This window comes from Kitasatospora sp. NPDC054939, from assembly GCF_053610105.1.
Genome location: NZ_JBSGXP010000027.1, coordinates 1 through 23,074, shown reverse-complemented (window position 1 = coordinate 23,074; position 23,074 = coordinate 1). Strand labels below are relative to the sequence as shown.

At 74.8% G+C, this 23,074-nt stretch carries 27 protein-coding genes; 17 read left to right on the top strand and 10 right to left on the bottom strand.

The genetic code is table 11. The features are described 5' to 3' along the window. Positions 1-157: 157 nt before the first annotated feature. On the bottom strand, positions 158-1,090 hold the full coding sequence (locus ACWGB8_RS10830) for a LysR family transcriptional regulator (RefSeq protein ID WP_452212329.1): 933 nt from the start codon (positions 1,088-1,090) through the stop codon (positions 158-160). A 123-nt stretch (positions 1,091-1,213) separates the two neighbouring features. Between ACWGB8_RS10830 and ACWGB8_RS10825 the strand changes: the two genes are divergently transcribed. From ACWGB8_RS10825 to ACWGB8_RS10805, 5 genes are all read left to right on the top strand, one after another. Next, positions 1,214-2,134: a zinc-binding dehydrogenase gene (locus ACWGB8_RS10825; RefSeq protein ID WP_452212327.1), complete on the top strand. Its 921-nt coding sequence runs from the start codon at positions 1,214-1,216 to the stop codon at positions 2,132-2,134. After that, complete coding sequence (locus ACWGB8_RS10820) at positions 2,131-3,123, top strand: alpha/beta hydrolase family protein (RefSeq protein WP_452212325.1); 993 nt, start codon at positions 2,131-2,133, stop codon at positions 3,121-3,123. Before ACWGB8_RS10825 ends, ACWGB8_RS10820 begins: the two co-directional genes overlap by 4 nt. A gap of 74 nt (positions 3,124-3,197) precedes the next feature. Beyond that, the gene (locus ACWGB8_RS10815) at positions 3,198-3,662 is read left to right on the top strand and encodes a pyridoxamine 5'-phosphate oxidase family protein (protein ID WP_452212323.1); all 465 of its coding nucleotides are present in this window, start codon (positions 3,198-3,200) and stop codon (positions 3,660-3,662) included. 354 nt (positions 3,663-4,016) lie between these two features. Further along, positions 4,017-5,231: a barstar family protein gene (locus ACWGB8_RS10810; RefSeq protein ID WP_452212322.1), complete on the top strand. Its 1,215-nt coding sequence runs from the start codon at positions 4,017-4,019 to the stop codon at positions 5,229-5,231. Positions 5,232-5,271: 40 nt separating this feature from the next. Further along, positions 5,272-5,904, top strand: a complete 633-nt coding sequence (locus tag ACWGB8_RS10805; protein WP_452212320.1) for an ALF repeat-containing protein — start codon at positions 5,272-5,274, stop codon at positions 5,902-5,904. A 97-nt stretch (positions 5,905-6,001) separates the two neighbouring features. On the opposite strand, the gene ACWGB8_RS10800 is transcribed toward ACWGB8_RS10805, so the two are convergent. Beyond that, positions 6,002-6,730, bottom strand: coding sequence for a signal protein (locus ACWGB8_RS10800; RefSeq protein WP_452212318.1), 729 nt, complete (start codon positions 6,728-6,730; stop codon positions 6,002-6,004). A 268-nt stretch (positions 6,731-6,998) separates the two neighbouring features. Between ACWGB8_RS10800 and ACWGB8_RS10795 the strand changes: the two genes are divergently transcribed. Beyond that, the gene (locus tag ACWGB8_RS10795) at positions 6,999-7,916 is read left to right on the top strand and encodes an esterase/lipase family protein (protein WP_452212316.1); all 918 of its coding nucleotides are present in this window, start codon (positions 6,999-7,001) and stop codon (positions 7,914-7,916) included. 22 nt (positions 7,917-7,938) lie between these two features. Here ACWGB8_RS10795 and ACWGB8_RS10790 read toward each other — a convergent pair whose 3' ends face one another. The 4 genes from ACWGB8_RS10790 to ACWGB8_RS10775 form a co-directional block, all read right to left on the bottom strand. Continuing rightward, the gene (locus tag ACWGB8_RS10790; protein WP_452212314.1) at positions 7,939-8,727 is read right to left on the bottom strand and encodes a hypothetical protein; all 789 of its coding nucleotides are present in this window, start codon (positions 8,725-8,727) and stop codon (positions 7,939-7,941) included. Between the two features lie 474 nt (positions 8,728-9,201). After that, complete coding sequence (locus ACWGB8_RS10785; protein WP_452212312.1) at positions 9,202-11,400, bottom strand: hypothetical protein; 2,199 nt, start codon at positions 11,398-11,400, stop codon at positions 9,202-9,204. Then, positions 11,397-11,849, bottom strand: coding sequence for a hypothetical protein (locus ACWGB8_RS10780; RefSeq protein ID WP_452212310.1), 453 nt, complete (start codon positions 11,847-11,849; stop codon positions 11,397-11,399). The genes ACWGB8_RS10785 and ACWGB8_RS10780 overlap by 4 nt, the downstream gene beginning before the upstream one ends. Positions 11,850-12,163: 314 nt before the next feature. Further along, a complete protein-coding gene (locus ACWGB8_RS10775) occupies positions 12,164-12,541 on the bottom strand; it encodes a winged helix-turn-helix transcriptional regulator (RefSeq protein WP_452212308.1) in 378 nt (125 codons plus the stop codon). Positions 12,542-12,591: 50 nt separating this feature from the next. Between ACWGB8_RS10775 and ACWGB8_RS10770 the strand changes: the two genes are divergently transcribed. Further along, positions 12,592-13,380, top strand: a complete 789-nt coding sequence (locus ACWGB8_RS10770; protein ID WP_452212307.1) for an alpha/beta fold hydrolase — start codon at positions 12,592-12,594, stop codon at positions 13,378-13,380. A 57-nt stretch (positions 13,381-13,437) separates the two neighbouring features. On the opposite strand, the gene ACWGB8_RS10765 is transcribed toward ACWGB8_RS10770, so the two are convergent. Then, positions 13,438-13,632 (bottom strand): hypothetical protein, encoded by a 195-nt coding sequence (locus tag ACWGB8_RS10765; RefSeq protein WP_452212305.1) that lies wholly within the window; start codon positions 13,630-13,632, stop codon positions 13,438-13,440. A 283-nt stretch (positions 13,633-13,915) separates the two neighbouring features. Here ACWGB8_RS10765 and ACWGB8_RS10760 point away from each other — a divergent pair, with 283 nt between their 5' ends. Then, positions 13,916-14,278 carry a hypothetical protein gene (locus ACWGB8_RS10760; protein WP_452212303.1) on the top strand — a complete coding sequence of 121 codons (363 nt, stop codon included), beginning with the start codon at positions 13,916-13,918 and terminating at the stop codon, positions 14,276-14,278. A gap of 3 nt (positions 14,279-14,281) precedes the next feature. Further along, positions 14,282-14,689, top strand: a complete 408-nt coding sequence (locus ACWGB8_RS10755) for a DUF4328 domain-containing protein (protein WP_452212396.1) — start codon at positions 14,282-14,284, stop codon at positions 14,687-14,689. A gap of 535 nt (positions 14,690-15,224) precedes the next feature. Here the strand turns inward: ACWGB8_RS10755 and ACWGB8_RS10750 are convergent. Continuing rightward, the gene (locus ACWGB8_RS10750; RefSeq protein WP_452212301.1) at positions 15,225-15,632 is read right to left on the bottom strand and encodes a RidA family protein; all 408 of its coding nucleotides are present in this window, start codon (positions 15,630-15,632) and stop codon (positions 15,225-15,227) included. A gap of 119 nt (positions 15,633-15,751) precedes the next feature. Between ACWGB8_RS10750 and ACWGB8_RS10745 the strand changes: the two genes are divergently transcribed. The 4 genes from ACWGB8_RS10745 (at position 15,752) to ACWGB8_RS10730 (ending at position 18,425) form a co-directional block, all read left to right on the top strand. Next, positions 15,752-16,135 carry a winged helix-turn-helix transcriptional regulator gene (locus tag ACWGB8_RS10745; RefSeq protein ID WP_452212299.1) on the top strand — a complete coding sequence of 128 codons (384 nt, stop codon included), beginning with the start codon at positions 15,752-15,754 and terminating at the stop codon, positions 16,133-16,135. 161 nt (positions 16,136-16,296) lie between these two features. After that, entirely contained in the window at positions 16,297-16,683 is a 387-nt protein-coding gene (locus ACWGB8_RS10740; protein ID WP_452212297.1) for a VOC family protein, read from the top strand. 127 nt (positions 16,684-16,810) lie between these two features. After that, positions 16,811-17,671, top strand: a complete 861-nt coding sequence (locus ACWGB8_RS10735) for a maleylpyruvate isomerase family mycothiol-dependent enzyme (protein WP_452212296.1) — start codon at positions 16,811-16,813, stop codon at positions 17,669-17,671. A 310-nt stretch (positions 17,672-17,981) separates the two neighbouring features. Beyond that, positions 17,982-18,425: an SRPBCC family protein gene (locus tag ACWGB8_RS10730; RefSeq protein WP_452212295.1), complete on the top strand. Its 444-nt coding sequence runs from the start codon at positions 17,982-17,984 to the stop codon at positions 18,423-18,425. 48 nt (positions 18,426-18,473) lie between these two features. Here ACWGB8_RS10730 and ACWGB8_RS10725 read toward each other — a convergent pair whose 3' ends face one another. Together ACWGB8_RS10725 and ACWGB8_RS10720 are read right to left on the bottom strand one after the other, a co-directional pair. Next, entirely contained in the window at positions 18,474-19,337 is an 864-nt protein-coding gene (locus tag ACWGB8_RS10725; RefSeq protein WP_452212294.1) for an ABC transporter permease, read from the bottom strand. After that, positions 19,334-20,266 carry an ABC transporter ATP-binding protein gene (locus ACWGB8_RS10720; protein ID WP_452212292.1) on the bottom strand — a complete coding sequence of 311 codons (933 nt, stop codon included), beginning with the start codon at positions 20,264-20,266 and terminating at the stop codon, positions 19,334-19,336. The genes ACWGB8_RS10725 and ACWGB8_RS10720 overlap by 4 nt, the downstream gene beginning before the upstream one ends. Positions 20,267-20,396: 130 nt before the next feature. Between ACWGB8_RS10720 and ACWGB8_RS10715 the strand changes: the two genes are divergently transcribed. The 4 genes from ACWGB8_RS10715 (at position 20,397) to ACWGB8_RS10700 (ending at position 23,018) form a co-directional block, all read left to right on the top strand. Then, positions 20,397-20,528: a hypothetical protein gene (locus tag ACWGB8_RS10715; protein WP_452212290.1), complete on the top strand. Its 132-nt coding sequence runs from the start codon at positions 20,397-20,399 to the stop codon at positions 20,526-20,528. After that, on the top strand, positions 20,525-21,712 hold the full coding sequence (locus ACWGB8_RS10710; RefSeq protein WP_452212289.1) for a histidine kinase: 1,188 nt from the start codon (positions 20,525-20,527) through the stop codon (positions 21,710-21,712). The genes ACWGB8_RS10715 and ACWGB8_RS10710 overlap by 4 nt, the downstream gene beginning before the upstream one ends. Continuing rightward, positions 21,709-22,380 (top strand): response regulator, encoded by a 672-nt coding sequence (locus ACWGB8_RS10705; protein ID WP_452212287.1) that lies wholly within the window; start codon positions 21,709-21,711, stop codon positions 22,378-22,380. The genes ACWGB8_RS10710 and ACWGB8_RS10705 overlap by 4 nt, the downstream gene beginning before the upstream one ends. A 263-nt stretch (positions 22,381-22,643) precedes the next feature. After that, positions 22,644-23,018, top strand: a complete 375-nt coding sequence (locus tag ACWGB8_RS10700) for a peptidase inhibitor family I36 protein (protein ID WP_452212285.1) — start codon at positions 22,644-22,646, stop codon at positions 23,016-23,018. Positions 23,019-23,074 lie beyond the last annotated feature (56 nt).

Here is a 23,074-nt window from a genome sequence, read left to right as displayed (position 1 = left end):
GCGTGCCACTGGTCCGTCCCGGTGGACGAGGTCCCCCGAATCCTCGCGGAGGAGGAGCCGATCGAGAGGGCCGACGGGCCGTGCGCCCCGGACTCCGCCGCGGCGCACCCCGGTCTCGGGCCCGTCCCCGGCGGGCGCGCCGATCGGGCGGTCGGGCCTACGCGGCAGCCGCCGCGGGCGGTTCGGGGAGCCAGTCGCGGGCCGGGTCGTACTCCAGCCAGCGGCTGCTCCGGGCCTGCTCCGCGCAGGCGGTCAGGAGGCCGTCCAGCCCCGGGTGCGCCGGGCCGGTGCGCCACAGCAGGGACCACGCGTACAACGGGGTGGGCTCGGCCAGTGGGACGGAGCGCAGTCCGGGGACCGGCGGCAGCGGCACGTCGGCGGGCAGCAGCGAGAAGCGCCGCGGATCGCCGGCCACCTCGCCGAGGAAGTGCGGCAGGCCCAGATTGAGGCCCGCCGCGGTCTCCCGGATGCCGAAGCGCTCGGCGAAGCGGTGCAGGAAGTCGAGCCGGTCCAGCGCGCCCGGCGCCCAGAGCACACTGTCGCGCAACTGCGCCGGCCGCAGCACCGGTTCGGCGGCGAGCGGATGGCCGGCGCCCAGCACGGCGTCCACCGGTTCGAGGCGCACCAGGCGGTGCGTCAGCCCGGCGTGCAGCGGCGGGTGTACCCGGCCGAAGGCCGCGTCGACGTCGCCCCGCAGCAGCGCCTCCGTCACCGACGGCAGGTCGCGCCCGTGCCCGAGCACCAACTCCCCGGCCGCTGCGGCGATCCGGGCCAGCGTGCGGGTCGGCGCGTACAGGTGGCCCCAGACGTCCACGTGCAGGGCGCGCCGTCCGCCGGTCACCGCCGCGACCGCGGTGTCGGCGGCGGCCACCGTCTGGCGGGCGGGCTGCAGGAAGCGCTCCCCGGCGCCCGTCAGCGCCACCCCGTGGGCGGTGCGGTGGAACAGCTCCGCCCCCAGCAGCGACTCCAGCCGTGCGACCCGCTTGGACAGCGCCTGCTGGGAGATCGCCAGGGTGTCGGCGGCCCGCCCGAAGTGCAGTTCCTCCGCGGCGCGTACGAAGGCGCGCACCTGCGCCACATCGAGATCCACGGCCCTCACCTTAGGCGACTACGCACCTCGGGCGACTCCTCACCTCGGGCGACAACCACCGGTTGTCGGCATCGCCGGTCCGTTGTTGGATCACCGGAGGGCCGAGCGGGTTGCATGGCGGTCATGCAGAGACTGATCCCCACCGGGGACCCGGCGCGCCCGGTCGCGTTCGCCGAGGTGCCCCAGCCCGTGCCCGCGCCCGACGAAGTCCTGGTCAAGGTCGAGGCGTTCGCGCCCAACCGCGGCGAGACCTTCCTCCTCGAACGCCCCGAGCCCGGGCTGCTGCCCGGCAAGGACGTCGCCGGACTCGTCGTCCAGCAGGCCGCCGACGGCTCCGGACCCGCCGTCGGCACCCGGGTGGTCGGACACCCGCCGCAGGGCGGCTGGGCCGAGTACGCCGCCGTGCCCACCCACTCCCTCGCCGTGCTCCCCGACGGCGTGGACACCGTCAGTGCCGCCGCCCTGCCGCTGGCCGGGATCACCGCCCTGCGCCTGCTCCGTACGGCCGGATCGACGGCCGGCCTGCGGGTCCTGCTCACCGGTGCCTCCGGCGGGGTCGGGCACTACGTCACCGAACTCGCCGTCGGCGCCGGGGCCGACCTCACCGCCGTCACCGCCACGCCGGAGCGCGGCGAACGGCTCGCCGCCCTCGGCGCCCGCGTGGTGCACGACGTCGCCGAGGCCGACGGGCCGTTCGACGTCGTCCTGGAGTCCACCGGCGGCCCCGCGCTGCCCGCGGCCCTGGCCCGACTGCGCCCCGGCGGAACGCTCGTCTGGTTCGGCCAGGCCTCCCGCACCCCGGTGACCCTCGACTTCTTCGACCTCCTCGCCGGGCCCCAACGCGCCACCGTCCGGCACTTCCACTACGCCGGAGCCCCCTACGGCGCCGACCTCGCCGCGCTCGTCCGGCTCGTCGACCGGGGCCGGCTGCACCCGGAGATCGGCCGGACCGCCGACTGGGCGCAGACCGCCGACACCCTGGTGGACCTGCGGGAACGCCGGATCCGCGGCAAGGCCGTCCTGCTGATCGGAGGGAACCGATGAACGCCCGGGAATTCGCCGCCGCCCAGTACGCCCGCGCCACCGGCGCCGGCGTCGACCCCCACGAGTACCGGCGGGTCACCGACCGGCTCGGCGAAGTCGCCGACTGGGGGCCCGAGTTCGCCCGCACCGCACAGCAGCACGTGCGCCGCGCCGCGGCCGCCGCCTCGCCCACCTCGGCGGGCGGGCACCTGCTGACGGCGGCCCGTTGGTTCCACCTCGCCACGCTGGTGCCGTACGCGGAGGCCCACCGGGCCGCCGCCGCGGCCGACGACGCCCTCGGCCGGGCGCTCGCCCTGCTGGAGCCCGGGGCGCGGCGGGTGAGCGGCGAAGGGTTCACCGGCTGGCTGCGGGGGCCCGCCGACGCATCCGCCACCGTGGTCGTCGTCCCCGGACTCGACTCGGCCAAGGAGGAGTTCCTCGACCTCGCCGACGCCCTGCTCGCCCGCGGGCTGGCCGTGTTCGCGACCGACGGCCCCGGGCAGGGCGCCCTCGCGGCCACCTCCACCCTCCCGGCCGACTACGAGCGGGTGGTCGGCCGGATCGCCGACACCCTCGGCCTCGACCGGTTCGGCCTGGTCGGCCTCAGCCTCGGCGGCTGGTTCGCCGCCCGGACGGCCGCACTGGAACCCCGGGTGGCCGCCGTCGCCACCGTCAGCGGCCCCTTCCGCCTCGACTGGGACCAGCTCCCGCCGCCCGTCCAGGACCTCCTGGCCCGGCGCACCGGCGGGCCCGACGCCGCCCGCGCGTTCGCCGACGGCGTCGACCTCACCGACCTGGCACCCCGGATCACCGCCCCACTCCTCGTCGTGGACGGCGGAACGGACGTCATCCCCGGCGTGGCCGACGGCGAAGCACTGGCCCGCCTCGCCCCGCGCGGCCGCCACCTCACCGTCCCCCACGGCGACCACCTGCTCGGCAACGCCCGGCCCGACTGGCTGCCGCACCTCTGCGACCACCTCGCGGGCAGTCTGGCGGGTGCCGCGGGGTGAGCCGACTCGGCGTCGTCGTCGGATCGGGTGCGCGGCCGGGGAATGCCAAGGCGGTTGCCGAAGTTGATCACGGCATGACTCAACGACCCGCACCTCGCTCCCTGTCCGACGACGCCCTCTCCGAGCTGCTCGCCGGGCAGCAGTTCGGCACCCTCGCCACGGTGAAGCAGAGCGGGCACCCCCATCTGACCACCATGGTGTACAGCTGGGACCCGGAGTCCCGCACCGTCCGGTTCTCTTCGACGGCCGACCGCATCAAGGTCCGACACCTGCAGCGCAACCCGCAGGCGGCCGTGCACGTCCAGGGCGGTGACGTCTGGTCGTTCGCCGTCGCCGAGGGCACGGCCGAGGTGTCCGGGATCACGACCGAACCCGGTGACGCGGTGGGGCGGGAACTGCTCGGGATGATCCCGGCGGCCGCGAGGCCCGAGGGCGAGGACGAGGACGCGTTCCTCGCCGAACTGGTCGCCGAGCGCAGGGTCGTCATCCGGCTGCACGTCGAGCGGCTCTACGGAACGGCCCTGGACATCACCGGCTGACCGGCCGGCGGCGGCCGGCGCCGTCGGCGAACCCGGCACCTCGCCCCGGGGCGAGGTGCCGAGCGCTCCTCAGGTGCGCTGCGCCGTCCACCTGTTCGGCAGGCCCTCGGTCGGCGCGCGGATCGTCCGGACCGGCCGGACGGACCCCGCACCTTGGGCCGCCGGAACTCGGTGCGCTCGTCGCACAGTTGTCCGCGGTGCCGCGCTTCCTGCCGTGGCGGCGCCGGCGCGCGCGATCGCGCGGCTGGTCGACACGCTGCCGGTGCCGACCGACTGGCCCGCGCCCGGCGCCGACCGGCCGCCGCCCTGCTGGTGCGGGGCGGAGGGAGCGCACGGGGCCGTATCGTAGGGCCGATGATCGATCAGGGGTTCGGGGGACGGGTGCGGGGCGAGGACCGGATCGGGTGGGACCGGGGCTTCCCGGTGCGGTACCTCCTGGTGCAGGACGACGCGGACGGCGTCGAGCAGGTGTGGGCAAGGTGTGCGGGCGTCGAGGGGCTGTTCGTCGATCCGGTCCCGCCGCCGCGGGAGATCCTGACGCTCCGCGGCTGCCTGCCCGAGGGCCCGCTGCGGGACGTCCTCTCCGCGCCCGACGTCCCGCTGCGCGGGCTGGGCGACTTCGGCGTCGAGGTCCTGGACGGCGAGCGGTCCGCCATGTGGTACGAACTCGTCGACGTGGTCGTGGTGGCGCACCGGCCGCACCCGGCCGACCCCGCACGGTACGACGTGGTGATCGCGGCCGGGGTCCGGGACGAGGGCAACGTCCCGGGCGTGCCCGCGGAGCCCCGCTTCCAGCTGTGGGCCGGCACGAGGACCGGCGACCCGTCGGCCGGCCGGTGCTCGGCGGTGGACGGCCTGTTCGAGCCGCGGGAGGGCCCGGACGCCGAGCCGTTGGAGCTGATCGGCTGCGAGCCCGCCGCGCCCCTGCTCGCGGCGCTGGAGGGGCAACGGGAGGGGCATCGGGAGGGGGAGGTCCCGGGCTGGGTCCGGCTCCTGACACTGGACCGCAGCGGCGGTGTGATGGACGAGCGGACCGTCGCCCTGGACGTCGTCGAGTCCCGTCCGTCCAGCCTCGGCGACGGGCTGCTCGACCTGACCCTCGCGGACGGCGGCGACCGGCCCCCGCGGGCGGCCCGCCCGATCTGGGAGCAGTGGTACCAGGGCCCGCCCGCCGAGCCCAACGCCTGGGCGCCGTACGACGAGCGGGGCAGGGAGCTGTGGCTGGACCTCACTCCCCGGGCCTGGCGGGTGCCGGTGCCCACGACCGACCGTAGCGGCGGCGAGCACCACCTCGACGGCCGGTTCGTCACGGACGTCCCCGGGCTGCACTGTGCGCTGGCCGAGGCCCTGCTCGGTCCCGGCCGGTACTTCGGGCGGGAGTGGAACGCCTTCAGCGACTGTCTGGGCGGCGGGTTCGGCGTGGCCCCGCCCTTCACCCTGGTCTGGCACGACTCCGAGGTCGCCCGGCGCGCCCTGGCGGACCAGGTGGAGACGAAGAGCGGGCTCTCCTACTTCGAGGAGATCGTGCAGCGCCTGAGGGACTCCCGGGTGACGGTCGTCCTCCGCTGAACCGGCGGCCTCGACGGGGGCGTGGCCCCGACCTGGGGTGATGGCGAATAAGTGGCGGGACGGCCAGTTCCATGCCCGGGAGGGCGACGACCGCCTCCGGCTGATACAGATCATGAGCCACAAGGACACCGGTCCGCGCGTGCGCGAGGCGGCCAACACCGCGATGAACGGGACCTGGGACGACGTCAAGAAGTTCCTGAACGTCCAGTACCCGGTGCTTCGCGAGAGCGACGACCGGGTCAGGGTCTCCCAGCTCATCGAGTCGGGCGGCCCCGAGGTGCGCAAGGCGGCCCTCAAGGCGTTCGAGGGCTCCTACGAGGACGTCCGGGCCTTCCTGAAGTCCGGCCGCGCCGCGGCCGAGGCGGTGGACGCGGCGAACGCGGCCCGCGCGCAGGCCGAGACGGACGCCCGCAAGGCCGCTCAGCAGCAGGCGGACGCCCAGGCGAAGCAGGCCTCGCTGACCACCGGTACGACCGCTACGACCGGCACCACCAGCAAGACCACGACCGCCAGCACGGCGGCGACCGCCGCCGCCCCGGTCTCCGGCACCCTCGCCGCCACGGGCGCGGGCGACGCGCTCGGCTGGGAGGCCGGCGGCGCCGCTGCGGCGGTCGTCGCGGGTGCGGGCCTGCTGGTGGCTTCGCGCCGGCTGCGCTCCTCCGAGGAGAGCTGAGTACCGCGGGCTGACACCGCGTCGCGCGGGCCCCGCCGGTTCGTCCGGCGGGGCCCGTGGCGTGCTGTCTGCGGTCCCCGGGTTCCCCGGACCCCCGCTACGCGCCCGTGAGGGCGGCCGGTGCCACAGAGGAGCCGGGGAGCGGGCCGTCGGTGACGGTGAGCCAGTAGTCGACGCCGGTGGCGAAGTCGCCGGAGCTGCCGCGGAAGACGATCTCGTGCTGGCCGGGGGTCAGCCCGTCCAGGCGGACCCAGAGGCCGCAGGCCCAGGAGTTCTCGATGTCGTGGTGCTCCGCGACCGGGCCGTCCTTGACCCGTTCGGGATTGATCAGCGTCGCGCCCAGCGCCTCGACGGTCAGGTTCTTGCCGTCGAGTACCGCGCTGCCCTGGGCGGCGTCCATGAAGGTGAGGCAGTTCGCGGACGTGCCGTAGCTGTTGACCACCGGGAAGAGGATCGGGGTGTGGGCGGGGACGGTGCACCGGCGGGTGGTGGTCGTGCCGAAGGTGCCGGCGAGCAGCCAGATGCCGTCCTTCTGGCCCTCGGCGCAGTGGCGGCCGTCGGTGTCGACGACCGGGTTGCGTGCGGTCGCGGTGGATCCGGCCCAGCTCCACCACCGGTGCTGGACTTCGGCCGAGGTGAGGGCACGGACGTCGACCTTGGTGGGCTCCGGCGACGGCTCGTCGGTCGGGTCGTCGGATCCGGCGCCGGCGTGGGCGGCCGGGGCGGTGGACGGGCCGGCGGAGGGGCCCTCGGGCGCTCCGGAGCAGGCACCGAGCAGGGCGATGGCGGCGGCGGCGATCAGCGCCGGGGTACGAACAGCACGCATGATCATCAGTCTAGGAGGGGCTTCCCGCGGGTCTCGAACGGTTTTTCGATCGAGCGCGCCGCGCGCAGGCGCGACGAGCGCCCCGGCGCCCACCGCGGCGGCGAGCCCGACGCCCGGCGGTTCGAGGAATCGTACGAACGTTCACCCGGTGGAATCGTGTCCATTGCCAATGTCCGGCTTTCGTTGCAGCTCCGCCCAACGCGCCGCAGTCGCACGGCAGTCAGCCAGACTGGGCGGCCGGATCAGGCTTCGGGGAGGGGACCGGAACATGCCGGATCGTCAACACCTGGTGATGGTCGTGCCGGGCATCGGGGGCAGTCTGCTCGCGGAGGGGGGAGCGCCGGAGCGTCCGATCTGGTCGGCGGCCGTGCGCGACCTCGGGCTGCTGCGCCGGCCGGAGGCGCTCAGCGTGGACGTCAACCCCCGGCTGGTGCCGGTCGGGCTGGTGCCCACGCGCAAGGCGATGCCGTCCTGGACGCCGGTGCACGGCTACAACGGCCTGCTGGCGCGCCTGGGTTCGCTGCGGGGCGCGGTGCTGGACGACGGCACGCCGGGCGGACGCACCACCGCGGCGACCGTCGTCGGGTTCGGCTACGACTTCCGCCTGGGCGTGCGGGACGCCGCCGAGCGGTTCGGGGCCGCCGTCGACGAGCGGCTCGCCGCGCTCTGGCCCGACCGGGGGACGCACGACAAGCGGTTGATCATCGTGGCGCACTCGCTCGGCGGGCTCGTCGTCCGGTACTGGCTGGCGCAGTCGGACGAGAACTGGAGCCGCTGCCGGGCCCTGCTGACCCTGGGGACCCCGCACGCGGGAGCCCCGAAGGCCCTCGACGTCCTCGCCAACGGGCTGCCGGTGGCGGGCGTCCACGTTCTGCGCAAGCGGGTGGGCCCGGTGCTCGGCACCTGGCAGTCGATGGCCGACCTGCTGCCCGCCTACGCCGCCGTCCGGGCCGTGGGCCCCGCCGTCCGGAACACCGACCCTGCCGCTCGGAACACCGACCCTGCAGCTCGGGCCGCCGACCCCGCGCGCGCGGTGCAGGACGACGGCCCCGTGTGGCTGTGGCCCGACGCGCTGCCCGTCCCCGCTCTCGCCGGAGCCGCCACGTGCGGGCGACGCCTCCACCAGGACATCGCCGACGGCTGGCGCACGATCCCCCGGGACGGCCCGCAGGTCCTCCCGGCCTGAGCCCGCGTGGTTGCGCCGAGCCTCAGCCGTGCCCTGCGTCGGCCCCGGACGGACCGAAGGCCCGCAACTGCGCGGGCAGACCCGCCGGCCGCACCCACCGCAGCTCCGTACCGCACGCCCCCAGCGCCGTGCCCACCGCGTGGAGCATGGCGGCATGCACCGCCTCGACCGCGGCAGCCACCCCGGGGTCCGGACCGGTGAGGCGGTGCGAGGGGTTCCAACCGACGTCGGCGGCGCCGGCCGCAGCCGCGTCGTCGGGCCCGACCGCCGGACACCGGCCCAGGGTGACGCCGGGATCGCCGGTGTGCCGCGCCAGCGGCAGCCCGGCCAGGGCGGCTGCCCGGCGGACCGCCGCCACGCCCGTCGCGCCGATGCCGAGCTCGGCCGGCGTCGCTCCGGGTTCGCGCGGCGCGGGCACGGCGGTGGACGGCAGGGCGAGCGCGCCCGCGTCCGCGCGGCCGACCCGCACGCCCGCACCGGGCCGGTGCTCGTCCACGACCAGGCCGAAGGCCGGCAGGAACTCGGCGAGGGCGTTCTCCAGCGCGGTGCAGACGGTCCGCCCGGCCGACGCCCGTTCGGCCCCCGCCGTGGCCGCCGCCGCGGTCAGCCGCTCGGAGGGAAGCCAGTCGACGATGACCAGGTCGTCGCGGCGCCCGCCGTCGAGGTGCTCCGCAGGGCGTACGTGGACGCCGGGCCCGTGGCCGCCGAAGGCGACCGGCAGACCGGCCAGCAGCACGGCCTCCGTCACACTGTCCGCCAGCGGGCCGTCGGGCGCCCCCGGGCCACGGACCGACCGAGTCGACTGCTCCACAGCGCCCCCTCCTCCCGCCGGCCGCTCCTCGCCGGACGCCCGCCGCGAGGCTACCGCCCGCCGGCTCGGCGCGGGACCGAATCCGCGAGACCGCCCGGGCACGCGCCCGTTCGCCGCCCGGTTCGGTCCAGGACCGCGACCGCCTCGACCTCGGCCAGGCACTCCGGCAGGGCCAGAGCAGCGACGCCGAGCGCCGTCCTCGCCCAGCCGATCCCCTCCAGCCGCGCCGGCATCTTCCCGGGCTCCCAGTCGACGACGTCTGCTCGCGGGTCTCGGGGAACACATCGCGCAGCGCCGTCCAGAACCCCAGCGCCCCGTCGCCGACCGCGAGCACCGGGACGCGCATCCCGTACCCTGCTCGCCCTGCTCCTCGGCCGCCGCAACCGACGGCGTGGCCCTGCGCCCCGGCCTGCGCCCCCGGGCCAGTCCCTCCCCGACTTCCTTGCGCGGGGCGCACAGGGATACGAGGTCGGCCTACGCGTGACCGGGCGCGTCGCCGTCGGTGACACGGCGCCAGGCGAGGGCGAACAGTTCGGGGGCGGGGACGGCCGGGAGGATCTCCTGGTTGGTGAAGAGCGGGTAGAGGCCGGCCTTCCAGCTCTCCAGCGGAACACCCGCCCCGATACTGCCGTCCTGCCAGCCGCCGGGGAGGAAGAGGCCGCGCCCGGCCCGGGTGCGCTTGGCCGTCACGACCAGCTCTCCGGAGGCGAGTTCGGCGCGGGCGGCCTTCATCCGGGCGGGCTTCCAGCCCGTCCACCGCGCGGTGTTGCGGTCGGTCGGAGCGGGAAGGGCCAGCAGCTGGAGGTAGAGGGTGGCGGCGTCCCCGCCGAGGCCGAGTGCCGCGGCCGCCTCGGCGACCAGGGCGGGCGCGCTGCGCCGCGGGTCCTGGGGCCAGCCGGGCGGTTCGTCAGCGGCGGAGCCGTCCGCGACCAGACGGGCGATGTCGTCGCCGAGCAGGGACCGTACGGCCCGCAGGTCCCACAGTGCGTAGGTCCCGGCGGCCAGTTCGTCGAGCAGGTCGAGCACCGGATCGTGGGCGCCGGTGAGGGCGCCCGGCCTCAGGTAGGCCGTCTCACCGTCAGGGCCGGGGGCGATGCCGAGTGCCCTGCCGCAGGCGAGCAGGGTGTCCGTCGGGCCCTCGCCGGCGGCGTCCCCGGCGTGCGACCGGAGCTCGCCGGGCAGGGTGCTGTTCATGACCGTGCAGATTCGCCCCAGATCGAGGTACAGGCCCGGGTCGGCGACGCGTCGGCGGAGGGCGGCCAGCCCCTCGGGCAGCAGCGGGCGCAGCGGATCGCCGTACGGCAGGTGGTGGGCGAGCCAGCGCAGGGCCCGGACGGCCTTGCCGAGGTCGCCGGGGTCGGGCACGGCGGCCGGCTCGTCGGCGACGAGGGCAGGGCCGGACTCGGTGCGGCGGACCCGCTGGATCGTGGTGCCGGTGATCCACGGGACGGTCGACGCGTTGAGGACCGCCTCGATCTCGTGGACGGCGCCGTCGGTGACCTCGGTCTGCCGTTCCTCGGGCAGGGCGATCCGGCGGCCGCGGCTGCCGACCCAGGCGGTGGCGGCCGCGGCGACGGACAGGCCCGTACGCCAGAGTTCGCCCGGGTCGGCGGGCAGCAGGGCGACGTGGATGTCGGAGAGCCCCTGACCGCTCAGCCAGGACCGGGCGGCCGCGGCGGCAGCGGGGGCGAGCCCGACGCCGGCGAGCCCCCCGGCCGTGGGGAGACTGCTCCTCCAGTCGAGCATCGCCGGCGGGGCGGCCAGCAGCAGCGCGGAACGGGAACGGCCGATGCCGGTGACCCGGTCGAACTCCTCCGCCCACGCGCCCGGGCGGGGGACCGGCCCGTGCAGCCTCAGCAGGCCCGTGAACCCGGAGATCCACTCGGCCGCGGCGCCGTGCTCCATCGGGTCCACCGCGATCGTGCCGAGATCGGCGACGGGACCGAATACACCGGACGGGTCATGGTCGAGGGCGGTCCAGCGGCACTCGGAGGCGGTACGACGGACACAGGCCAGCAGGACCGCAGTGCGGTCGCCGTGCCGGAGCACGTCACCGGCCTGCAGAGTCGCGGCGCCACCGGCGCCAAGGGCCTCACCGACCGTCAGGACCCGCAGTGACCGTGCACCGCCGGCGAACGGATCCCGGACCAGCTCGTCCAGGAGCACGGCGAGTGAGGCGCGCTGCTCCTCCCCGAGCAGCGGGGAGGAGGCGGCGAAGGCGAGCGGTGCGGTCCGGCCGAGCAGGTGGACCCAGCCGTGGCCGTGGTAGTCCCCGTCGAAGAGCCGGGTGCCCGTGCGGTCGACCGTCCAGCCCATCCGGTTTCCAACCAGGTTTCCCACCCGGTTTCCCACGCCGGGGCCGTCGATGTCCGCGGACGAGCCGGTGGCGAGAAGCCCGGCGACGGCCCGCAGGTTGTGCAGTACGCGCCAGGTGGACCCGCCGTCGAGCTCGCTCCGGTGCAGACCGAGACCCGGGACGGCGCCGATGGCGGCCTCGACAGCCAACCGCAGTGCGTGGTCGTCCCCGTACTCCGGGAGGTGTTCGGCCTCGATCGGGACCCGGCGGGAGCCGGAATCGGGGTGGGGGTGGGGGCCGGGGTCGGGGTTCGCCGGCCCCTCGCCGTGATCCCCCGCCCGCCGGACCGGGGTCGCAGGGGAGTGATTGGTGGTCATGCCAACGCCTGCCCTTCCGTGCGGGGCCCCGTGCCGGTGCGCCGACGCCGTGCGCGTGCCTTCGGAGCTGCGCGTAGTGGCGCGTCCTGTCGCCGGTGACGGCGGACCTCCGGGTCCTCGCCGAGGTTCCCCGCTTCACCGCCGCTCTCCCCGCCTCCCGGTCGCAGCTCCCACGTCCCCTTCGGAAGGACCTGGTCAGAACGCCACCGGATCTGGTCGACCAGGACCTCTCCGACCCGGGGCCGGGAGGCGGCCTTGCGGTCGGCGAGTCGGGCCTTCTGCCGCCGTGCCCTCCACCGGTGGCACAGCAGGGCAGTGGCCAGAATCGACACACCCAGGCTGAACGTCGAGTCGATGCCGGTGGCCAGACTGAACATCACCCAGGTGAGCATTCCCAGGGCGACCCAGGCCACCCTCACACCCACGTCCCACAGCATCCGCAGAACCATCCGCGCACTGTAGCGTCCGCACGACGGCCGCCTCCCGGTGGGCCTGCTCCCGCCGCGGCGAGCCTCCTGCTCTGCGCGATCTCCTTGGTGGTGGCCTGGACCACGTCGTGGGTGCGCAGGATCGCGCAGGAGTGGCACCACCACCGGACCGACGAACGCCTCGTCTTCGTCCCGTGAGCCCCGGCCCCGGCCCCGGCCCCCTCCCGGGGCCCCGGGCCGGCCGCTGACGCCAGTGCTGTCGTCGACCGCCCAGCCGATCCCGAGGCCGACCCCGAGGCCGACCCCGATGCCGATGCCGTCCGTGGCCACCGCGGTCACGCGCCGGACGCCGGTTCGTCCTCCGCCGCTTCCTGGAAGCCGACGACGGCCTCACCGTACGACCGCGCCCAGTCCGTCAGGACGGCGATCGGTTCGACAAGGGTCAGGCCGAGTTCGGTCAGGCCGTACTCGACCCGTGGAGGCGCTTCGGCGTACGCGCGGCGCTCGACCAGGCCGTAACCCTGCAGCCTGCGCAACGTCTGGGTGAGCACCTTGCGCGAGATGCCGCCGATGAGATCGACGAGTTCACCGTGCCGGCGCGGTCCGCGGCTGAGTGCGAACAGGACGACGACCGCCCACTTGTTGGCGATGATCTCAATGGCCAGCCGGGCCGGGCAGTCGGCGAGGAAGACACCTCCCGCTGAGTCACGCATGGGCCGAAGGGTACCAAGAGGTACCCGCCGGCTCAGTAGCGTCCTGTTCCATGAGTACACCGCGAACGGAGATCTACGTCCTCGTCCATGGCGCCTGGCACAGCGGGCGCGTCTGGGACCGGGTGGTACCCCTGCTGACCCGGGCCGGGCACCGGGTGTTCGCCCCCTCACTCACCGGCCACGGCGAAAGCCAGCACCTGCTCGACCCGGAGGTGGGACTCGACACCCATGTCTCCGACGTCGTCGACCTCCTCCTCTGGGAAGACCTCACCGACGTGGTGCTGGTCGGGCACAGCTACGCCGGAATGGTCATATCCGGCGTGGCCAACCAGGTTCCGGAGCGGATCGCCGGTCTGGTCTATGTCGACGCGATGGTTCCGGTCGACGGCGAGAGCGTGCTCGACGTCATGCCCCTGACCCGGCACCTGCTCGAACTCGCCGCCGACTCCGACACCCCCTGGCGCATCCCGCCGATGCCGGAAGGACCGGCGCCCACAGGCCTGTTCGGGGTCACCGACCCGGCGGACACGGCCTGGCTACGCACCTTGCTCTCGGACGAGTCGGCGCGCTGCTTCCGGCAGCCGGTCCGACTGGACAACCCGGCCATGGCCGCCGTCTCCCGGATGCACATCCACTGCGTCGGCGCCGTGCCGGAGGGCGTCGTGCGCCGTCCCGTGCCCGCGACACAGCCCAACGGCTCCCCGTCCCAGGTGTGGCACCTGCGGAGCGGCCACGACTGCATGGTCGTCGCACCGGACCAACTGGCCGAGCTCCTGCTGAAGGCAGTCGACGGCACCGGGGACGCGGAGCCGGCAGGCGCGTCGGGCGTGCTGTCCTGAAGGCTGTTCCCGGACGGCCGATGGCGGGCCGGCACCTAATGCGTACGGCACGTGTGCCTACGACCTGGGGATCCCGCGGGCGCGGTGGCGGCCGGTCAGCAGGGCTCCGCGGCCCGGGACGATCAGCGCGAGGGTCAGGCGCAGTCGACCCTGGGCCCGGTCGTTGGCCGGCTTCCGGGTGGGGTGGACCGTCAGGCCCTGGTCGCCGAGCCGGTCGCCGACGGCGGCGATCAGGGCTACCCCGTCGCTCACCGCCGGTCCGCTGGCCGGGTGGACCGGTGTGGGACAACAGCGACAGCGCCGGTCCCATCGGAACGGTGAACCAAACGATCCGCCCCCTCCTCCCGGCAGGGGTGTGGTCCGGGCCCTCGGCCGGGCGCCCTGGCTGGTTGAGCGATCTTCAGTGAGCCGATTGCCCGAGGGCTCTGACCTGCAATAACCCGATGGACCGTCGAACATTCGTACCGCCAAGGTCACTCCCGCCCGGGGACCCCGCCCCGGCGTTCCACGTGAGGATCCCCCTTTGCTGTCGTGTGTGGTGTGCGCAGTACGTCCGGCCTCGGGACCGACCGGCCGGTGCTTCACCTGCTCCGGCGCCTACCGGTCCCCCGCCGCCCTGGGCAACGCCGTCAACGTCCTGCTCGCACTCTCCGCCCTGCTCGGCCTCGCCTTCGTGGCCACCGACCTGTACGGCGTCTCGGCGGCCTCCGCCTTCGCCGACGGAGACCTGGAGGCCAAGGAAGGCATCGAGACCTTCACCGCCATCGGGGAAGCACTGACCTGGACCGGCTACGCCCTGCTGGCGGCAACCGGCACCCTGTTCATCACCTGGCTCTACCGCGTGCGCACCAACGCCGACCTGTTCGCCCCCAACGACCACCAGCACGGCAAGGGCTAGACGATCGGCGCCTGGTTCACGCCCATCGTGAGCATCTTCATGCCCTGGCGCATCGTGGTCGACTGCTGGCAGGCCAGCGCCCCCGTCACCGGCCCCTACAACGAACGCGCACCCATCGACCAGGGCCTCGTCTCCTCCTGGTGGACCACCTGGATCAGCTCCATGCTCCTCGGCTGGATCACCGCAGTCGTCGTCCGTACAGGCCCCACCTCCGCCGCCCCCGGCGAGATGGACATCGACGCCGCACTCGAATCCTTCCAGACCATAGGGTGGCTGGAGATCGCCGAATGCCTCTGCTTCACCGCCTCCGCCTGCCTGGCCATCCTGCTCGTCCGCCGACTCACCACCCTCCAGGACAACCGTGCCCACGCCACCACACCGGCACCCACAACCCCCACCCCCGCCCTCTGACCAACTGGAACCAGTGAGACCAGTGCTGACCCCGGGCGGTCATGACGCGACTACCTTCGCCCCATGAGCGATCACGTCACCGGGGTCGCCCCGCAGCCGCGCACAGGCCGCCGAGACGGCGGCAATCTTGCTTCGCACCTTCATGTTCACATCACTCCGCGACGATTCGGTCGATCCCATCGCAGAGATCAACTGCGCGAGCGCTGTCAGGGGCACGGCGCGACTGGTACGCGAAGGGGCGGTTCCTGCTGTCGCCCGGATCCGAACGGATCAACTTGACGGACATTCCATGAGCTGGCGTGTCAACCGGCACGTGCCCGGGCGACCGGCGGGACCAGGCGACTACCTCGGCCGGCGCCTCGTGGTTGCGCATGCCGCATCCGATCATCAGGCCGGCGATGAGGAGGAGCGTGTCATCACCGGCGGTGCGGATGTCCCGGAGCTTGGCGCGGGAGGGGATGGCTGCGCGTTTGGCGTCGTCCTGCGGGGGCTTGACCCCGTCGATACGTGGACGCCCGCCCGTTCGCCGCCCGCGTCAGTCCAGGACGGCGACCGCCTCGACCTCGACCAGGTGCTCCGGAAGGGCCAGGGCTGCGACGCCGAGCAGGGTGGCCGGGGGTGCGTGGGTGACGCCGAGCGCCGTCCTCGCCCGGTCGATTCCCTCCAGCAGGGCCGGCATCTTCCCGGGCTCCCAGTCGACGACGTGGACGGTCAGCTTCACCACGTCCTCGAAGCCGGCGCCGGCACCCGCCAGGGCGGTGGCGACGTTCAGGTAGCACTGCTCGACCTGGGCGGCGAGCCCGCCCTCGGCGATCCCCTCGCCGCCCCCGTCCCAGGCGACCTGCCCGGCGACGTGGACCGTCCGCGACCCGGACGCGATCGACACCTGGTGGTAGACGTCCACCGTCGGCAGTCCCTCGGGGTTCACCAGCTTGATGGCCATGACCGACTCCTCGTCAGCTCGTGTGCCGCAACGCGGCTCTCTTGCGGTTACTCGGTCACCGTAGGAGAGTGTGCGACGACGTGGAAGAACGCACTTTTCAGTGACTGGGGAACCCCGAGGTGACCGACCAGCTCAACGGCCTGTCCGACGATGCGGACCCGACCGCGAAGGACGTCCTGGCGCGGGAGATCTTCACCGACATCGCCAACAAGTGGGCGATGCTGATCATCGAGGCGCTCGGCGCCGGCACCCTGCGCTTCGGCGAACTGCGGAACCGGGTCGAGGGCATCAGCCACAAGATGCTCACCCAGAACCTCCGCATGCTTGAGCGCAACGGGCTCGTCGAGCGCCGCGTGCACCCCGAGGTGCCGCCGCGCGTCGAGTACACCCTCACCGAGGCCGGCCAGGCCCTCAGCGCCGCCGTCGCCGCGATGTGCGACTGGTCGCACCGCTACCTCGGCGACGTCGAGGCCGCCCGGCAGCGCTTCACCGCCGGGACCTGACGGGCCGGCCAGGTCCGGCGGGCCGTCCGACTCGGCGTGGTCGATGCTTGCCCGGGCCGGGGTGATCGCCGAGGATCGTTCCCACGGCGCCCGCCCGGCCAACGGCCGGTCCCGCCCGGGACCCGTGCGCGCCGGCCACCCGAACCCGCGGAGAGCGACCGATGAGGATCCACCTGACCAGCGTCTTCGTCGACGACCAGACGAAGGCCCTGAGCTTCTACACCGACGTCCTCGGCTTCCGGAAGAAGAACGACGTGCCGGTCGGCTCCGACCGGTGGCTGACCGTCGTCTCCCCGGAGGACCCCGACGGCACCCAGCTGCTCCTGGAGCCCGACGGCCACCCCGCCGTCGGCCCGTACAAGGCCGGCCTGGTCGGTGACGGCATCCCGGCCGCCTCCTTCGCCGTCGACGACGTCCGCACCGAGTACGACCGCCTGCTCGCCCTCGGCGTCAGGTTCACCCAGGACCCCCTCGAACTCGGCCCGGCCACCATCGCCGTCCTCGACGACACCTGCGGCAACCTCATCCAGATCATCCAGCTCCACTGACGCCGGGCATGGCGGGCCCGGCTGCGCGGCAGGGGAGTTCGCGGCGTCGACGGCACACGGCCCCCTGTTGCGCACCGGCTACCCGGCGGTAATGTGCGGGCTCGTCCGCAGCCATGGGGGGAACGAGATGGGCACCGCCACGGGTTACGACCCCGTCGTCGAGCACGAGAAGACCCGCGCCGCCCTGGGCGCAGCGACCCCGCGGCTGGAGCGCCTGCTGCGCGACGCCGCCGACCCCGCCGCCCCCTCGGGTGTCGCGCCGTGGACGGTCGGCGACGTCGGAGCGCACCTGGCGGCCGTGTACGTCGCGTACTGCTCCGCGGTCGCCGCCGACGGCGCGGTGGCGTGGGACGGCATCCTGCCGTCGGACGACCTGCCGTTCGCCGAGCGGATCGCCGCCGTCAACGCCAAGGCCGTCGGCCTGTTCGGCGCCGAGGGCGGCGCCCGCCCGGTCGACCTCGTCGCCGAGCAGGGCGAGCGGTTCCTGCGCACCACCGAGGGCCTCGCCCCGGACACGCCCGTCGCCGCGCCCTGGTACGGGCCCGGGTTCGCCGTCCCGCTGTCGGTGCTCACCGGCCTTCTGCTCAACGAGACGCTGCTGCACGGCCTGGACATCGCGCGCGGGGCGAAGCTCCCCTGGACGATCGACCCGCACGACGCCCGCCTGGTGCTCGGACAGGCGATGCCGACGATGATGCCGCTGGTCCTGGACACGGCGAAGGCCCGCGGCGTGCGCATCGCCTTCGACCTTGCGATCGAGGGCGGCCCGCGGCTCGCCGTCGTCGTCGACGGCGGGGAGATGACCGTGGCCCGGGACGCCCCGCCCCGCTCCTACGACTGCCGGATCACCGCCGACCCGACCGCGTTCCTGCTGGTCGCCTTCCGCCGGATGCCCACCTGGAAGGCCGTCACCCGCGGCCGCCTGCGCGCCGGAGGCCGCAAGCCCTGGCTCGCCTCCCGCCTCAGCAGCCTCATCACGCCACCCTGAGCCGCGGGGGACGCCGTCCGCGCATGAGCTCGCCCATGACTCCCCCATGAGCTTGTCGAGCCGTCGGGAGGCCGTTCGGTCGCGCGGTGGACCGTGCCGCGGGCCGGCGGCGACGCGGCGCACACGCAGGCTCGGCCGTTCGGTGCGGCCGTTCGGTGCGGCGGGTGTGGGCGGCCGGTTGCCGGGGCTCGGGGGAGGGGCGAGATTGGGAGTGGTGCCGTCGACGGATGGTGCGGTCGGCGGGCGTGGTCCGGTGCCCCGGTCCGGGTGGATCGGGCCGGGCGGCGGGACAGTGCGGAGAGGTGTGGCGATGAGCACGGTGCAGGAGTCGATCGAGGTGGACGTGCCGGTCCGCCTCGTCTACGACCAGTGGGCGAGCTTCGAGGAGTTCCCGCGGTTCATGGAGGGGGTGGAGGAGGTCAGGCAACTGGACGACCTCCATGCCCACTGGCGGACGAAGATCGCCGGGTTGACCCGGGAGTTCGACACCGAGATCGTCGAACGGGTGCCGGAGGAGCGGGTCGCCTGGCGCACCACCGGCGAGAGCGTGAAGCACACCGGCACGGTCGACTTCGAGTCGCTGGGCTCGGCCCGGACGCGGGTGCGGATGACCATGGCCTTCCAGCCCACCGGCTTCGCCGAGAAGGCCGCCGACAAAATGGGCGTCCTCGACCGCCAGGTGCGGGGCGACCTGCGCCGCTTCAAGAAGTTCGTCGAGGACCGCGGCACCGGCCACGGCCCCTCCGGGGCCTGACGGCGCGGGCGGGCCCCGGGGGCGGGAGGGCCGCCCCCGGGGCTGTGCTCAGACGTCGCGGCGGCGGACGACGAGGACGGCGAGTGCGACGGCGACCAGGGGCCAGAGGGCGTACACGGCCCAGGAGCCGGGGACGCCGGCGCTGTAGCCCAGCGACCCCGCGTCCGGATCCCAGTTCTGGACCAGGCGCTTCCAGGCGGCCGGGACCATCGCGTGGTGGACCGAAGCCGACCACCGGGCGCTCTCCGAGAACATCGGCGGCAGCAGGAGCAGCACGAACACGCCGGTGACCATCGTCGCGGCGGCGTGCCGGAGCAGTACGCCGAGGCCCAGGCCGACCAGGGCGCAGACCGGGGCCAGCAGGGCGGACGCCACCAGCGCCCGCAGCACCCCGGGGTGGGTGAGGGGGACGGCGGCGTGCCGACCGGCCAGGACGGCCTGGGACGCCAGAAACGAGCCCGTCGCGACGGCGGTGCCGACCGCGGTCCACAGGGCGGCGGTGACGGCGGCCTTGGCCAGCACCACCGAGCCGCGCGCGGGGACGGCCACGGTGGTGGTGCGGATCAGCCCGGTGCCGTACTCGCTCACCACGGTGAGGGAGCCGAGGACGGCGGCGACGAGCATCAGCGTCCAGTACCCGGCCGGCGGGTAGGCGAGCAGGGGGTGGAACTCGGCGGGGCCGTCGGGGCCATCGGGCCGGGTGTGGTCGGTGAGGGTGGCCACGGTGGAGGCGCCCAGGACGAAGACGGCGGTGAGCGCGACGGTCCACGGTGTGGAGCGCAGCGAGCGCGTCTTGATCCACTCGGAGGCGACCAGGTCGCGAAAGCGGGCACGCGGCCCGGCGACGGCGGGCGTGACGGTGGAGGATACGGGGGCGGATGCGGGGGCGAGTGCGGGGGTGGGTGCGGTCATCGGGACGGTCCTGCCTGGTATTCGACGCTGTCGGCGGTGAGTTCCATGAAGGCCTCCTCCAACGAGGCGGTGCGGGTGGTGAGTTCGTCCAGCCGGATGCGGTGCCGGAAGGCGAGTGCGCCGATCCGGTCGGCGGGGAGCCCGGTGACGGTGAGCCGTTCGGTGCCGCTGACGGGGGTTGCCGCCGTCGTGGTCAGGACCGTCGCGCCGGCCGCGGTGAGGACGGCGGCCAGTTCGGCGGCCTGCGGGGTCGCCACCGTGACGCCGCGCCCGGCGCTGCGGGCCGCGAAGTCGGCGAGCGGTTCGGCGGCGACGAGCCGGCCCCGGCCGATGACGACCAGGTCGTCGGCGGTGTTCTCCATCTCGGACATGAGGTGGCTGGAGAGGAAGACCGTGCGCCCTTCCGCCGCCAGCCGCCGGAACAGCCCGCGCACCCAGCGCACGCCCTCCGGGTCCATGCCGTTGACCGGCTCGTCGAAGAGCAGCACCGGGGGGTCGCCCAGCAGGGCGGTGGCGATGCCCAGCCGCTGCTTCATGCCGAGCGAGAAGCCACCGATGCGGCGGTCCGCCGCCCCGGTCAGCCCCACCTCGTGGAGCACCTCGTCCACCCGGCCCCGCGGGAGGCCGTTGCTGCGGGCCAGCGCGGCGAGGTGCGCGGCGGCGGTGCGTCCGCCGTGGACCTGGCCGGCGTCGAGGAGGGCGCCGACGTACCGCAGTCCGCGCGGGTGGCGGTGGAAGGGGACGCCGTCGACGGTGGCGGTGCCGGCGGTGGGGGCGTCCAGGCCGAGGACCAGCCGCAGGGTGGTGGACTTGCCGGCGCCGTTGGGGCCGAGGAAGCCGGTGACCCGGCCCGGTCGGACGGTGAAGGAGAGGCGGTCGACGGCCGTCCTGCGGCCGTAGCGCTTGGTGAGTTCGTTGACTTCGATCACGGTGTCCAGCCTGTCGGGCGGACCGCGTCCGGGCATGGGGCCGTGGACGGCAATCCGGCGGGCGGATGCGTCCACGGGCGTACGTCCCCGGGCTGATGCCTGGCTGGTGACGGCCGGTTAGTCTCACGGGGTGAACCCCGGAACGATCATCTCCCCGCCTGCCCGCGCCGCCCGCGGCACCCACCCCGCCCACCCCGCCCGCGCCGCCCACCACGCCGCCCACCGTGCGGCCCCCGACCGGGCCGGGGCGGCCCTCCGATGACCCGGACGACGGCCGCGGCGTGGGCGGGCGGCCCCGGCTACCTGCTCGCGGTGGGGCTGCTGGTGGGAGCCGCGCCCCGGGCCTCCGGCACCCTCCACGCCCTCGGGGCGCTGCTCGCCGTGAGCCTGCTGGCCGGTGTCCTGCGGGGGGCGCCGCTGGTGGCGCTGGGCCTGGCGCTCGTCGGATCCACGCTGCTGATCGTGGGCCCGCCCGGTCCCGTCGACGCGGACCCGGCAGCCGCCTACCAGGGCCGGTTCCTGGCGTACGTGTCGGTGGACCTCGTCCTCGCGTACGTGGTCGCCGCCGGCACCCGGCGCGCCGCGATCGCGGCCGTGGCGGCGTCGTCCGCCGCGCAACTGCTGGTGATCGGCGGCTTCGCGCACGGCGACGCGCTGGCCGCGCACGGCATGATCGCCCTGCTCGCGCTGGCCGCCGCCGCCCTGGCCGGCCTGCTGGGCCGGGAACGCCGCGAGCACGCGGTCGCCCTGCGCGCGCAGGAGGTGGCCGAGGCCGTGACCGCCGAACGGCTGCGGATCGCCCGGGAGTTGCACGACCTGGTCGCGCACAGCATCGGCGTCATCGCCATCCAGGCGGGCGTCGGCAGCCGGGTCATCGAGACCCAGCCGACCGAGGCACGTGAGGCCCTGCGCGCCATCGAAACCACCAGCCGGGAGACCCTGGCGGGCCTGCGGCGGACGCTGGTGTCGCTCCGTCAGGCCGACCGCGGGCCCTCGGGTGCTGCGTCGGCGGCTCCGCTCGCGCCCGCGGCGGGGCTGGCGGACCTCGACCGGCTGGCGGCGGCCACCGCCGGCGCGGGCGTCCGCGTCGACGTGCGGCACAGCGGGCGGCAGCGGGCGCTGCCGGCCGACGTCGACCTGTCCGCCTACCGCATCGTGCAGGAGGCGCTGACCAACGTGGTCCGCCACGCGGGCACCGAACGGTGCCGTGTCACGGTCGACTTCCGGGAAGGGGAACTGCACGTGGAGGTCGTCGACCACGGCCGCGGCCGGGTCGGCGGCGCTGCCGGGACCCCGCACGGCTTCGGCATCATCGGCATGCGGGAACGGGTCGCTCTGCTGGGCGGCCGCCTCGACGCCGGACCACAGACCGGCGGCGGCTTCCGGGTGGCGGCCGTACTGCCGCTGCCCGCACCCCTCGGCGCGCCGGCGGGGGCCGTCCGATGACGATCCGCGTCGTGCTCGTCGACGACCAGCCGCTGGTGCGCACCGGCCTGCGCGTCCTGATGGCCGACGACCCCGACCTGGCGGTCGTCGGAGAGGCCGCCACCGGCGCCGAGGCCGTCCGGCTGGTCGGCGAACTCGCCCCCGACGTCGTGGTGATGGACATCCGGATGCCGGGCATGGACGGCATCGAGGCCACCCGCCTGATCACGGCCGGCCCGACCGCGGCCCGGGTCCTGGTGCTGACCACCTTCGACGAGGACGACTACGTGTACGGCGCACTCCGGGCCGGCGCGAGCGGCTTCCTGGTCAAGGACATGGCCCTCGACGACATCCTCGCCGCGGTCCGCGTGGTCGCCGCCGGAGACGCCCTGATCGCCCCCGGCGTGACGCGCCGACTGATCGCCGACTTCGTCGCCCGCCCCGCGCAGGCCGCCCCGGCGACCGCCGCCCCGGGCCCGGTCGAGGGCATCACCGAACGGGAACGGGAGGTGCTCACCCTGATCGGCCGCGGCCGCTCCAACACCGAGATCGCCGCCGACCTCCACATCACCGTCGCCACCGCCAAGGCCCACGTGTCCCGCCTGCTCGGCAAACTCGGCGCCCGCGACCGGGTCCAGCTCGTCATCACCGCGTACGAGGCCGGCCTGGTGGCACCGCCGCACCGCTGACGGAGCCCGGCCGGGGGCGCCCGCCCACGCCCTCGGCAGCGCCTCCGCCCACGCCCTCGGCAGCGCCTCCGCGCGCGCCCTCGCCAACGCGTCCGCCCTCGCCAACGCGTCCGCCCTCGCCGGCGCCTCCGCCCACGCCCGACTCTCGCCCGCCCCGCGTGGTCGCAGGAACCTCGGAGGTACGAGGTACCCGCGGCGCGCGGTGCGGGCGAGGGTGGAGCCGTGCCGCCGAGGCAGGCGGCCCTGGAGAGGGGACTTCCACCATGCGCACGACCCGCATCGCCGCCGGCGCCACCGCCCTCGCCCTCGCGGGCCTGATGGCGTCGGCGACCGCCGCGTCCGCCGAGCCGAACCCGCCCGGCTGCCCCAAGGGCAACTTCTGCGCCTACTCGGGCGAGAACCAGACCGGTTCGCTGCTCATCTCCACCCCGGGCAACTGGTCGGGCACCGTGGGCGGCGTCCGCTCGGTGTTCAACAACGGCAACCCGGACCCGGGGGCCGACCACATCCAGCTGACCTGGCAGTACTCGGGCAACACCTTCGGCGAGTGCATCCACTACAACCCGGGCCCCGGCAACTACAAGATCAACTTCGTCGGGGTGACCGTCAAGTCCGCCACCTGGCGCGGCGAGTGCTGATCCAGCACTGATCGGCAGGCCCTCGGCCGCCGGGCGGCCACCCCCCCCCCCCCCCC

Bases quoted from the DNA above. Each gene is read 5' to 3' on its own strand.
- ACWGB8_RS10825 (WP_452212327.1), top strand. From the start codon at position 1,214: ATGCAGAGACTGATCCCCACCGGGGACCCGGCGCGCCCGGTCGCGTTC.
- ACWGB8_RS10820 (WP_452212325.1), top strand. From the start codon at position 2,131: ATGAACGCCCGGGAATTCGCCGCCGCCCAGTACGCCCGCGCCACCGGC.
- ACWGB8_RS10815 (WP_452212323.1), top strand. From the start codon at position 3,198: ATGACTCAACGACCCGCACCTCGCTCCCTGTCCGACGACGCCCTCTCC.
- ACWGB8_RS10810 (WP_452212322.1), top strand. From the start codon at position 4,017: ATGATCGATCAGGGGTTCGGGGGACGGGTGCGGGGCGAGGACCGGATC.
- ACWGB8_RS10805 (WP_452212320.1), top strand. From the start codon at position 5,272: ATGGCGAATAAGTGGCGGGACGGCCAGTTCCATGCCCGGGAGGGCGAC.
- ACWGB8_RS10800 (WP_452212318.1), bottom strand. From the start codon at position 6,730: ATGCGTGCTGTTCGTACCCCGGCGCTGATCGCCGCCGCCGCCATCGCC.
- ACWGB8_RS10795 (WP_452212316.1), top strand. From the start codon at position 6,999: ATGCCGGATCGTCAACACCTGGTGATGGTCGTGCCGGGCATCGGGGGC.
- ACWGB8_RS10785 (WP_452212312.1), bottom strand. From the start codon at position 11,400: ATGACCACCAATCACTCCCCTGCGACCCCGGTCCGGCGGGCGGGGGAT.
- ACWGB8_RS10780 (WP_452212310.1), bottom strand. From the start codon at position 11,849: ATGGTTCTGCGGATGCTGTGGGACGTGGGTGTGAGGGTGGCCTGGGTC.
- ACWGB8_RS10775 (WP_452212308.1), bottom strand. From the start codon at position 12,541: ATGCGTGACTCAGCGGGAGGTGTCTTCCTCGCCGACTGCCCGGCCCGG.
- ACWGB8_RS10770 (WP_452212307.1), top strand. From the start codon at position 12,592: ATGAGTACACCGCGAACGGAGATCTACGTCCTCGTCCATGGCGCCTGG.
- ACWGB8_RS10750 (WP_452212301.1), bottom strand. From the start codon at position 15,632: ATGGCCATCAAGCTGGTGAACCCCGAGGGACTGCCGACGGTGGACGTC.
- ACWGB8_RS10740 (WP_452212297.1), top strand. From the start codon at position 16,297: ATGAGGATCCACCTGACCAGCGTCTTCGTCGACGACCAGACGAAGGCC.
- ACWGB8_RS10735 (WP_452212296.1), top strand. From the start codon at position 16,811: ATGGGCACCGCCACGGGTTACGACCCCGTCGTCGAGCACGAGAAGACC.
- ACWGB8_RS10730 (WP_452212295.1), top strand. From the start codon at position 17,982: ATGAGCACGGTGCAGGAGTCGATCGAGGTGGACGTGCCGGTCCGCCTC.
- ACWGB8_RS10725 (WP_452212294.1), bottom strand. From the start codon at position 19,337: ATGACCGCACCCACCCCCGCACTCGCCCCCGCATCCGCCCCCGTATCC.
- ACWGB8_RS10710 (WP_452212289.1), top strand. From the start codon at position 20,525: ATGACCCGGACGACGGCCGCGGCGTGGGCGGGCGGCCCCGGCTACCTG.
- ACWGB8_RS10705 (WP_452212287.1), top strand. From the start codon at position 21,709: ATGACGATCCGCGTCGTGCTCGTCGACGACCAGCCGCTGGTGCGCACC.
- ACWGB8_RS10700 (WP_452212285.1), top strand. From the start codon at position 22,644: ATGCGCACGACCCGCATCGCCGCCGGCGCCACCGCCCTCGCCCTCGCG.